The sequence below is a fragment of the Kitasatospora sp. NPDC029367 genome (assembly GCF_055569135.1).
In genome coordinates this window covers 6,940-17,603 of sequence record NZ_JBVHYH010000049.1, presented here as the reverse complement: position 1 = coordinate 17,603, position 10,664 = coordinate 6,940, and the positions used below count along the sequence as shown (strand labels likewise).

At 74.9% G+C, this 10,664-nt stretch carries 10 protein-coding genes and 1 tRNA gene; 4 read left to right on the top strand and 7 right to left on the bottom strand.

Annotated features, from left to right (window positions below; all coding sequences use genetic code 11):
* Window positions 1-96 precede the first annotated feature (96 nt).
* Window positions 97-1,008, bottom strand: a complete 912-nt coding sequence (locus tag ACZ4W5_RS24545) for a hypothetical protein (protein ID WP_465656909.1) — start codon at window positions 1,006-1,008, stop codon at window positions 97-99.
* Window positions 1,009-1,050: 42 nt separating this feature from the next.
* On the opposite strand from ACZ4W5_RS24545, the gene ACZ4W5_RS24540 reads away from it, so the two are divergent.
* The 4 genes from ACZ4W5_RS24540 (at window position 1,051) to ACZ4W5_RS24525 (ending at window position 3,858) form a co-directional block, all read left to right on the top strand.
* Entirely contained in the window at window positions 1,051-1,638 is a 588-nt protein-coding gene (locus tag ACZ4W5_RS24540; protein WP_465656907.1) for a GNAT family N-acetyltransferase, read from the top strand.
* 113 nt (window positions 1,639-1,751) lie between these two features.
* Window positions 1,752-2,495: a sensor domain-containing protein gene (locus tag ACZ4W5_RS24535; RefSeq protein WP_465656905.1), complete on the top strand. Its 744-nt coding sequence runs from the start codon at window positions 1,752-1,754 to the stop codon at window positions 2,493-2,495.
* A 124-nt stretch (window positions 2,496-2,619) separates the two neighbouring features.
* On the top strand, window positions 2,620-3,375 hold the full coding sequence (locus ACZ4W5_RS24530) for a hypothetical protein (RefSeq protein WP_465656903.1): 756 nt from the start codon (window positions 2,620-2,622) through the stop codon (window positions 3,373-3,375).
* A gap of 36 nt (window positions 3,376-3,411) precedes the next feature.
* Window positions 3,412-3,858, top strand: coding sequence for a GNAT family N-acetyltransferase (locus ACZ4W5_RS24525; RefSeq protein ID WP_360237961.1), 447 nt, complete (start codon window positions 3,412-3,414; stop codon window positions 3,856-3,858).
* Here ACZ4W5_RS24525 and ACZ4W5_RS24520 read toward each other — a convergent pair.
* The 6 genes from ACZ4W5_RS24520 to lhgO all read right to left on the bottom strand — a co-directional run bounded on the left by ACZ4W5_RS24520 (window position 3,855) and on the right by lhgO (window position 10,262).
* Entirely contained in the window at window positions 3,855-5,036 is a 1,182-nt protein-coding gene (locus tag ACZ4W5_RS24520) for a hypothetical protein (RefSeq protein WP_465656901.1), read from the bottom strand. The genes ACZ4W5_RS24525 and ACZ4W5_RS24520 overlap by 4 nt on opposite strands.
* Before the next feature lie 399 nt (window positions 5,037-5,435).
* Window positions 5,436-6,263, bottom strand: a complete 828-nt coding sequence (locus ACZ4W5_RS24515; protein WP_360237965.1) for a hypothetical protein — start codon at window positions 6,261-6,263, stop codon at window positions 5,436-5,438.
* A gap of 196 nt (window positions 6,264-6,459) precedes the next feature.
* A tRNA-Met gene (locus ACZ4W5_RS24510) sits at window positions 6,460-6,533 on the bottom strand.
* 72 nt (window positions 6,534-6,605) lie between these two features.
* Window positions 6,606-7,955, bottom strand: a complete 1,350-nt coding sequence (locus ACZ4W5_RS24505) for a PrsW family intramembrane metalloprotease (protein WP_465656899.1) — start codon at window positions 7,953-7,955, stop codon at window positions 6,606-6,608.
* A 116-nt stretch (window positions 7,956-8,071) separates the two neighbouring features.
* Window positions 8,072-8,902, bottom strand: coding sequence for a tRNA (guanosine(46)-N7)-methyltransferase TrmB (trmB, locus tag ACZ4W5_RS24500; RefSeq protein ID WP_360237969.1), 831 nt, complete (start codon window positions 8,900-8,902; stop codon window positions 8,072-8,074).
* 124 nt (window positions 8,903-9,026) lie between these two features.
* On the bottom strand, window positions 9,027-10,262 hold the full coding sequence (gene lhgO / locus ACZ4W5_RS24495; RefSeq protein ID WP_465656946.1) for an L-2-hydroxyglutarate oxidase: 1,236 nt from the start codon (window positions 10,260-10,262) through the stop codon (window positions 9,027-9,029).
* Between the last annotated feature and the right edge of the window lie 402 nt (window positions 10,263-10,664).

Here is a 10,664-nt window from a genome sequence, read left to right as displayed (position 1 = left end):
CCGAACACACCACCCGACAGCCCCCCCCCCCACAGCAGAACCAGAGGGCAGCACGACCCCCCCCCCCCCCCCCCCCCCCCCCCCCCCCACGTCAGCTCACTCCTGTTCCAGCTCCGGCTCCTCCGGCTGCTCCTGCTCGTCCGCGGGCAGCTGCGCCAGGTAGGCGTCGATCTCGGCCGCCCCCGGCTCCGGCGCGAGCTCCGGGAACTCCTCCACCAGCAGCCGCGGCAGCCCGGGCACCGTCCACTCGCCGAGCAGGTCGAGCGCCGCCTCGGCCGCCGCAGCCTCGAACTCCTCGAAGCCACCGGCCAGTTCGTCCGGCATCGGGCGCCCCAGTGCGTTCAGCTCGGCCAGGTTGCGGTAGCTGCGCCGCATCAGGCCCTGCTCCAGCAGCAGCCGCGCGCCGTCGGTGGCCATGCCGACGGACAGCACCCGGCCCGGCCCCCAGCCCTGCTCGTCCGGGTCGTCCAGCCAGCCGGTCGGCGTCAGCGCCTCGTACCCGGCCAGCCGCTGCTCCTCGTCGAGCGCGGCGAAGCCGGCCAGCCAGTCCCGGACGGCCGCCGGATCCGTCACGTCCACCCCGTGGGCGTGCAGCAGCACCGCGTACAGCCGGGGCCAGGTCACCAGGTCGGCGCGGCGCAGCAGCCCCGCCGCGACCTCGCCCTGCCACTCGGCCTCGGCGTGCAGCCGCTCCTGGCGCTTGGCGTTGAGCCGCTTCGCCGCCCGCTGGTGGTCGACCAGCAGCCGTACGGCCTCGCCGTACGCGAGCGGGTCCTGCTCCGGCGCGGGTTGGACGTAGAGGTGGAGCCGTTCGTACAGCAGGTGCTCCACCTCGTCGGAGGTGAGTTCGGGCCAGCCGTCGTGCATCCTGCCCCCGCCCAGCTCCAGCAGCGCCAGCACCGCGCGCAGCGGCGCTTCGGCCACCGGCGCGCGGTCCTGGCCGGCCGCCCAGGCGAGCAGGTCGGCGGCCCTGGTGCGCGGGGCGAGCCGCAGGTCTTCGTCGTTCATGTTCCGAACGGTAGCCGCCGGACGCCGGTAGGGTCGGCAGCCATGGTCCCCGTACGCCTCGCCGGCCCCAGGCTTGCCCTCCGCGAGTACCACCACACCCCGGAGGAGGTGGACGCGCTGCACGCGCTGTACGGCGACCCGGAGGTGACCCGCTACCTCCCCTTCGAACCGCGCGATCGGGAGACCTGCGCGGACCAGATCGAGCTCTACCTGGAGGAGGCGATGGCCGAGGAGCGGGGCGTCTACCGGCTCGCCGTCGTCCGGCGCGAGGACGCCGAGGACCCGGAGGACGCGCTGCCGATCGCGCACGCCAGCCTCACCCTCGGCAAGTACCGCTCCGCCCACCTCGGTTACGTGCTGAGCCGCCCGGTGTGGGGCCGCGGCTACGCGGGCGAGATCGCCGGACTGCTCTGCGAGCTCTCCTTCGGGGCGCTCGGCCTGCACCGGCTGGCCGCCCGGGTCGACGTGGAGAACGAGGCCTCGGCCAAGGTGCTCACCCGGCTCGGCTTCCGGCTGGAGGGGCGCGTCCGGCACGACCTGTACAAGGGCGGCGCCTGGCGCGACTCGTACCGGTACGCACTGCTCGCCGACGAGTGGTCCGGCCCGGCCGGCCCACCGCAGGGGGGTTAACCCCACCGCCGATCCGCCGGTCGGCCGGATGTTTGCCGGGCCGCGCCCCGGCCAGACTGGACCACGTCAGCACGTACGGAAGACCAGGACGACGAGGGGCCGGGGACCGGGAAATGAGCAGCAGCGGCAGCACGCTGGGTCAGGGATGGGACGCCCCGGGCGGTTACGGCGACGACGGGGCCCGCCCGGCCCAGGCCCACCGCACCGAGGAGCCGCCCGGCTTCTGGCGGGCGCCGTTCTCCGGGCACTACTACCGCGAGGTCGGCTACGCGCTCACCGGGCTGCCGGTCGCGATCGTCGGCTTCGTCCTCGCGATCGTCCTGTTCTGCCTGGGCGTCGGCACCTTCGTCACCGTCCTCGGCCTGCCGGTGCTGGCCGCCCTGACCAGCACCGCCCGGGGCTTCGGCCGGGCCGAGCGGGCCCGGGTGCGCGGGATGCTCGCCCTGGACGTGCCCGGCCCGGCGCCGGTGCGCCAGGTCCGCCCGGGCGGCTGGGGCTCGGTCACCGCGCGGCTGGCCGACGGGGCCGGCTGGAAGGCCGTGCTGTATCAGGTGGTGATGTTCCCCTGGGCGGTGTTCAGCTTCTGCCTCACGCTGACGTTCCTGCTGCTCGGCTGGGCGATGGCGCTCTACCCGCTCTACCACTGGGTCTTCCCGCGCTACACCCCCTGGCGCGGGTACCAGCTGTTCGACTTCACCGACAGCCACCACGTCCGGCACGTCTACTACGTGGAGGGCACCTGGCAGATCGCCGCGTTCTCGGCGATCGGGGTGCTGCTGATCTTCCTCACCGCGCGGCTGGTCCGCGGTCTGACCAACGTCAACCGGGCCGCTGCCCGGGGGCTGCTCGGCCGCTGAGGGCCGGCCCCGCGCCCTCCCGCGTAATCCCGCCCCCGCTCTCGCCTCTGCACCGCTCCCGCCCCGCCCGTGCTCCGGACGCGCTCCGGATGCGGGTGGGGCGGGCCCGTGTTCGGATGACCGGGTGGCGACCGCCCCCACCCCCGTGCCCGCGCCGGACGTCCTGGTCACCTCCCGCCCGCTGGACGAGTACTGCGCCCTGTTCGGCCTGACCCGCGCCCGGCTCGCCGCCCTGCCCGGCCCGCTGCTGGACTGCCCGGGCGGTGCGTCCGGCCTGGCCGCCGAGGCGCGCGAGCTGGGCTGCCGGGTGATCGCCGTCGACCCGGCGTACGCGCTGCCGCCGCCCGAGCTGGCCGCCCGGGTCCTGGCCGCCCGGGCGTCGATGGCCGTCGCGATGGCCGCCCGCCCGCAGCTGTACCCCTCGCCCCGCCCGCGCGGCCCCGCCCGCCCGGAGCGCTACCTGCGCAGCTGGGACCGCGCCCGTCGGCTGTTCGCCGCCGACTCGGCCGCGCACCCGCAGTGCTACCTGGCCGCCGCGCTGCCCCGGCTGCCCTTCGCGGACGGCGCCTTCGCGCTCACCCTGAGCGGCTATCTGATCTTCGCCTACCCCGAACTGTTCGGCCCGGAGCGGCAGCTGGCCGCCCTGGCCGAGCTGGTCCGGGTGACGGCCGCGGACGGGGAGGTGCGGGTCCAGCCGCTGCACGACGGTCGCGGCCGCCGCTGCGGCCACCTCGACCGGCTGCGGTACGCGCTCGGCGAGCGCCGGATCGCCAGCGAGGTCCGCCGGGTGCCGCGCGAGGACGGCCGCACCCGCAGGATCCTGGTGCTCCGGGCCGCCGGCGGGCGACCACGAGGGGCCGCACCGGCACAACTTCTGTAATGGTCACTGGGTGGGTCTGCCCCTATACTCGCCCACATGAGCGAGACCACGATCCGGCCCGCCCAGCCCGCCGACGCCGACCGGCTCACCGCACTGATCCAGGCCTCGGCCGCCTACCGCGGCGACTACTTCGCGATGATCGACGGCTATGCCGTGCGGCCCGACTACATCGAGCGCCACGAGGTGCGGATGGCCGTGGACCGCACCGACGACCGGCTGCTCGGCTTCTACGGGCTGATCCACGAACCGGCCGAACTGGACCTGATGTTCGTCGCCGACGACGCCCAAGGGCTGGGCATCGGACGGGCGTTGATCGCCGACATGCTCGACCGGGCCCGGGCCGCCGGGATCGCCGCGGTCAAGGTCGTCTCGCACCCGCCCGCCGAGGGCTTCTACCTCCAGATGGGCGCCGTGCGCACCGGCACCCGCCCGCCGCAGCCCAAGACCCCCTGGTCGCAGCCCGAACTGCGCTTCACCGTCTAGGGGTTCGCCGGCGGGTCGACAGCCGCCGGCCCGGATGCCATGGGCTCGGGCGCCGCCGGCTCGGATGCCACCGCTTCGGACGCCGCAGGCCCCGCGCCCTCCGCGCTGGCCCCCGTCGGCTGCGCCGGGACGAAGGCCACCGCCCGCAGCCGGGACAGTATCTTCTCCGCCAGCCAACTGCGGTCCGACCCGTACGGAATGCCCCGCGGGTCGACCAACTGCGCCGCCACCGCGTCCCGCAGCCGCTGCGCCCCCGCTCCGGGCAGCCGGGAGAGCAGGCCCCGGGCGGCCAACAGCGCGTGGTACTGCTCGAACCCCGAGCGCGGGTGCTCGATCGCCTCCAGCACGCTCGGCAGGTCCGCCAGCGACGGATCGCCCTGCATCAGCGCGAGGGCCTGGATCCGGCGGCCCTCCGAGCCGTCCGCGAACAGGGCCCGCACCTGGTCGGCGGTCAGCGCCGAGCGGGTCGCGGTCGACCGGACCTCCGCCACCACGCTGTCCGGCCCGGCGGGGGAGCCCGAGGACGGCGGCAACTGGGCGGCCAGCGCGGCGGGTTGCTCCGTGCTGCCACCGAGCAGCCCGAGCTGCTGCATCGCGCGTACCCGCAGGTCGTCGGCGCCCACCTTGTCGCCGCGCCGGTCGCGGTCCTGCCCGGCCAGGAAGAGGTCCAGCGCCTCGTCCGTCTCGGTCAGCACCCGGGGCAGCGCCAGCCTGGTCACCAGCCAGCCGGCCAGGAAGCCCAGCACCAGGAAGTAGAGCACCAGCGCGGCCGCGAACGGCACCGCGGCGTCCTCCCCGCCCAGCACGGGCGCCAGCGCCGTACCGAGCTGGTGCAGCCGTTCGCCGAGCGAGCCGAGCTGGGTCAGACCGACGCCCAGCAGCACTTTGGTCAGCCAGTCGGAGACCTGCTCCAGATTGGTGTTGGGCGCGTACCAGCCCTGCGGCTCGCCGGAGCCGTTCTTCACCCGGGGCACCCCGAACAGGAAGCCCAGCGCGCCGCCGAGCACGGTCGAGGCACCGGCCACCACCAGGCCGCCGCCGAGCGCCTGCCAGGCCTGTGCCCGGCCGAGCGCGAACAGCAGCAGGCCGAGCAGGCCCGTGCCGGTCAGCACCCCGGCGGCCGTCCACTGCGCCGTCCGCAGTGCCGACCCGCCGGCCCGTCGCCGCGCCCTCGCCATCGCCCACCCCCTGTGTCCGCGCTGCTGCGCCCCGTCGTCACCTAGGGCCCGGCCGACTCTAGCGCCGCGGCCCCAGCACGGGAACGACCCGGGGGCACCGCCGCTACGACGGGCCGGCGAAAACGCAGACGGCCCGCAGGCTGCTCCTCGACGCCGGCCCGTGCACTGGCCTGGCGCCGAGGCACCGGGGATGTACCGGTGAGCCTGCGGGCCGGGTGACTGCTGTGGATTTCGCCTGCCGGAGGCCAGGGGCCTCACCCTGCGCAGGCAGGGGCGGCTCTAGCGAGCAGCCACCTCACGCATCCTGATGGAACTCAATTCAGGATCACCTCCTTTCAGTGTGCCGCCACTGTAGGCAGCCCCCTGTCGGGAGGGCAACGGATTATTCGCGGGCGCCGCTCAGGCGCCCTTCACCTTGTCCTGGAACTTGGTGTAGTCGATCACGTTGTCGGGCGACGGGATCTGGAGGGTGACCGGCTTGTCGTAGTCGGTGAAGTCGATCTGGCCCTTGTCCGCGCCGGTGGTCTTCTCCATCCGCACCGGGTAGAACTTGCCCTCGGTGGCGATGTGGAGGAGCGACTCCTCGCCCTTGTCGTCCTTCTCCTTGAGGCTGAACGTCTTGACCCCGTTGACGGTCCCGGCGCTGCCCTTGGTCGGGGTGCTGCCCGCGTCGTCCTGGAGCATGTCGCTCGCCCAGGTGAGCTTGCAGAAGTCCATCATCGGCTTCATCTTCGGGTCGCCGTCGAAGCCGGTCAGGTAGCGGCCCTTGAAGAGCTCGGCGACCGCGTCGCCCTTGGGCCCGCTGAACGTCTTCCAGAACTGGGTGTCCGGCTTGATGAAGGACTGCTTGCCGTCGCTGATGAGCTCGAAGGAGCCGACGCCGGGCATGGCCATGGTGCCCTGGCAGTTGCCCTTGGTGTCCATGGCCATGTTCATGGTCATGACGCCGTCGTCGGTGGGGATCTTGCCGGCGATCTTGAGCGAGGTGGCGGCGGCCAGCGCCTGCCGGGCCTGCTTCTCGATCTCCTGGGCGGTCAGCTTGTCGGTGTCGAGCTTCGCCACGGTCGGAGTCGGAGTCGGCGTGGCGGTCGGGGTCGCGGCCGCCGCGGCGGTGGTGGCCGCAGGCGCCGCGGCCTTGTCCGAGTCCTTGTTGTCGCCACAGGCGGCCGTGCCGGCCCCCAGCAGGAGGCAGATCGTGGCAGTGCTCACCAGGCGCTTCGACAGCATGAGGTCGTTCCTTGTCCAGGGAACGGTCCCGCCGCCCCCCACTTGGATGAATTTTTCCTCAGTATGGGGGAGCGGTCTGACAGCAGATCTTGAAAAAGGGCGCCGTTACCGCTTCGTGGCGGGACCGTGTTCTACCCGTGCTGGGAACGCGTAAGGGCCCGGAGGACGAATCCTCCGGGCCCTTACGGCTACTGAGTAGCGGGGACAGGATTTGAACCTGCGACCTCTGGGTTATGAGCCCAGCGAGCTACCGAGCTGCTCCACCCCGCGTCGGTGAACACCACACTACGGGGAAGTCGCCGAGATGGGAAATCGGTTCTGCAGAACGGCCTCCGCTCACGCTCAGCGCCGGCCCCCGGACCGCCCCTCGGACCGCCCGCCGTGCCGCGCGGCGCGGGCCCTGGCCCAGAGCGCGAAGCCGACCAGCGCCACGAAGCAGGGCACCATCAGCACCCCGTAGACCACCAGGAACCCGTCCGTCCCCAGGTCGGCGGCGGCGTTCCAGGTGCCGTGCAGCACCATCGCCAGCAGCAGCCCGGCGGGCGCGGCCAGCCGGGCCAGCCAGCGCCGCCCGCTGGTCAGGGCGACGGCCAGGCCGATCCCGGTGAGCGCGGTGAACAGCGGGTGGGCGAACGGGGAGAGCAGGGCGCGCAGCACGAAGGTCTGCACGGTGCTGTCGAAGTCGCGCAGGCTGGGCGGATCGCCCAGGCCGATGCTGTCCAGCCGGTTGCGCTGGTCGGTGGTGAAGGCCCGGCCCAGGTAGAGGGCGTTCTCGGTGAAGGCGAAGCCGCAGGCCGTCATCCCGCCGAGCACCACCCCGGCGGCCAGGGTGCGCGGCCGGGAGCGGCGGTGCGTGCCACCCGGGCCACCCGGGCCGCCGGGGCCGCCCGGGGCGGGCGGGGCCGGGCGCAGGTAGGGCAGTGGTCGCAGGTACGGGCGGAGCCGCAGCCGGCCCCGGGCGTGCGGCCCGGCCGGGCGGCGCTGGTACGGGCGGGGGCGCCGGGGCGCGGGCGCCCGGTGCAACAGCGGCGCGCAGGGGCGGCCGGAGCGGCGGCCGTGGCAGCGCAGTCGCTGGCCGAGCGGCAGCAGCAGCACCAGCAGGGCGGTGGCCTTGGCGCTCTCCTCGATCACCGGGGTGGCGATACCGGCGCCGAGCAGCCCGCCGAAGGCGTGGTGGTGGGCGGTCAGGTAGTCGGCGGTCCAGTTGTTGGCGAGGATCGCGACCGTGGTGGCCGCGCAGGCGCCCCAGCCGAGGCAGAACACGGTGTGCCGCAGCGGCACCCGGGCGGTCAGATTGAGCCAGGCCAGGCCGCCCAGCACGAAGGGCAGCGGCACCATCGCCAGGCCCAGTCCCACCAGCAGGCCGACGGTGCCGGTCTGCCGCTGGACCAGGTGCAGGATCAGCACCCCGCAGCAGACCAGGGTCAGGACGGCGGAGGTGGTGACGGAGGAGAGCGCCAGCGAGCGGCCGCGGCCCGGGGCCGCCGCGGTCGGGCCGGCCGGGAGCCGACCGGCGACGAGGGCGGGCGGGGCGGCCGGTGCCGCTCTGCCGGGCCGGGACAGCAGCCGGTCGGCCCGGCGCCTCCGCGGCCCCGGGATGGTCCGGGTGACGCCGGTGCGCGGGACCGTACCCGGTGCGTCGGCGGCGGTGCGGACGGTCGCCCGGGGCCCGCCGCCGGGCGGGCTGCCCATGCGGCTCAGGGTAGGCCACGGCGGCGGCCCGTCGGGAGGACTCGGGACGAACCGTTCGTCCCGGGCGCGACCGGCCGGTCAGCCCGCCGCGGCCCGTTCGAACGGCTGCCGACGGGTCAGCGGCGGCGGAACAGCAGGTCGTGCACCACGTGGCCCTTGGCGATCCCGGCCCGCTCGAACTTGGTGACCGGCCGCCAGTCCGGTCGGGGCGCGTAGCCGGGGACGCTGCCGTCCGGGTGGTCCGCGGGCTCCAGCCAGCCGGTCCCGTCGCCCTCGGGGTGCAGGTTCTCCAGCTCGGGCGAGGCGGACAGCACCGCCAGCATCTGCTCCGCGTACGGCTCCCAGTCGGTCGCGCAGTGCACCAGGGCGCCGGGGGCGAGCCGGGGCAGCACCAGGTCGAGGAAGGACGGCTGGACGAGTCGGCGCTTGTGGTGCTTGGGCTTCGGCCACGGGTCGGCGAAGTAGACCCGCAGGCCGGCCAGCGAGGCGTCCGGCAGCATGTCGCGCAGCAGGATGACGGCGTCGCCGGCGGCCAGCCGGACGTTCTGCGAACCGTCCCGCTCCAGCAGGCCGAGCAGGTTGCCGTGGCCGGGGGTGTGCACGTCGGCGGCCAGGATGCCGGTCGACGGGTCGGCGGCGGCCATCGCGGCGGTGGTCTCGCCCATGCCGAAGCCGATCTCCAGGGTGACCGGCAGGCCGCCGAACAGTTCCCCGAGGTCGAGCGGGGTGCCGTCGATCGGGACGCCGTACGTCTCCCAGCTCCGGTCCAGGGCGCCCGCCTGGGCGTTGGTCATCCGGCCCCGGCGCGGCTGGAAGCTGCGGATCCGCCGCTCCCGGTGCTGTTCCTCGGTGGCCTTGTGCGGGTACATCGGCGCGGGGTAGGCGGCCGGCGCCGCGGACAGCCGGGCGGACGGCGATTGCTGGGGGATCGGGGCGGTGGCAGTCACAATCACCTGAGTCTACGGGGCCGCGCGGGGCGCCCGGAGGGGTGTGTGACGGGGCTCATCCACCGGTCCCGGCGACCGTGGCCCCGGTCCGGCCCGGGCCCGGTCCGGGCGGGGGCAGCCGGGCTCAGCCGCCGGCCTCCAGGGCGGCCAGGGCCCGGCGGGCCACCTCGCGGCCGATCGGCAGCGAGGCCGTCGCCGCGGGGGAGGGGGCGTTCAGCACGTGCACCGCCCGGCGCGGGGAGCGCGGGTTCTCCGGGTCGAAGCCGGCGAAGGCGAAGTCGTCCAGCAGCGAGCCGTCCCGGGCCACCGCCTGGGCCCGCACCCCGGCCGTGGTCGGCACCAGGTCGGTGGCTGTCACGGCGGGCAGCAGCCGTCGGACGGCGGCGGTGAACGCCCGCTTGGACAGCGAGCGGTGCAACTCGCCGACCTCGTACCGCCAGTGCCGCCGCAGGATCCGCCAGGTGCCGGGGAAGGCGAGGGTCTCGGCCAGGTCGCCCGGGCGGACGGTGCGCCAGTCGTACCCCTCGCGGGCCAGCGCGGGCACCGCGTTCGGGCCGACGTGGACGTCCCCGTGGATGCCCCGGGTGAGGTGCACCCCGAGGAACGGGAAGGCCGGGTCGGGCACCGGGTACACCAGGCCGCGGACCAGGTCCCGCCGGTGCTCGGCCAGTTCGTAGTACTCCCCGCGGAACGGGACGATCCGCACCCCCGGGTCGTCCCCGGCCAGCCGGGCGATCCGGTCGCTGTGCAGCCCGGCGCAGTTCACCAGCACCCCGCAGCGCAGCTCCCCGCCGGCCGTGCCGACCGTCACCCCGTCCCGGCGCCGGGCCACCGCCCGCACCGCCGTGCCGGGCCGCAGTTCGGCGCCCGCCTCCCGGGCCAGCCGGGCGTAGGTCGTGGCGACCGCCGGGAAGTCGCAGATGCCGGTGGTGCCGACGTGCAGCCCGGCCCGCCCGACCACGGCCGGCTCGTACCGGGAGATCCCGGCCCGGTCCAGCTCGGTGACCGGGATGCCGTTCGCCCGCCCGCGCTCGGCCAGCGCCGCCAGCCGGGGCAGCTCGGCGTCGTCGGTCGCCACGATCAGCTTGCCGGTGACCTCGTACGGGAGGCCGTGCTCGCGGCAGAACTCGACCATCTCGGCTGCGCCGGCGACCGCGAAGCGGGCCTTGTACGAGCCGGGGCGGTAGTACACGCCGCTGTGGATCACCCCGCTGTTGCGCCCGGTCTGGTGCGCGGCGAAGCCGTTCTCCTTCTCCAGCACGGCCAGCCGCAGTCCAGGCCTGGCCCGGGTCAGGGCGTACGCCGTGGCCAGTCCGACGATCCCGCCGCCGACCACCAGGACATCGAAGTCGTCCGCCACGCTGCGCTCCTCGTCCACCGCCGGGTCGCCGTCGCCGAGGCCGGTACGGGCGACGCGCGCCGCCCCCGCCCCGGCTTCCGCCGCAGATGCTGCCACGGCTCCGGGCGGGGGTCGAGACCGCGTGACGGGCGGGACGGGGCGGATGCCGCGCGTCGGTGGGACGTCGTGCGTCGGTGGGACGTCACGCGTCGGTGGGATGTCGCGCATCGGATCTCGCGCATCGGTCGGCCCGTCAAGGCTCCGCTGCGCGGGTACGCGTCCTTCGTCCGTTCGACCCGGGGCATGCCGAGGTGGGGGGGGGGGGGCTGTCGCCCCCCCCCCCCCCCCAGGGATCGTTCGTGTGCCCCCACCCCAAACCGGGGGTTGGTGTCTCATCCCCACCAGCCCCCACCCACCCCCCCC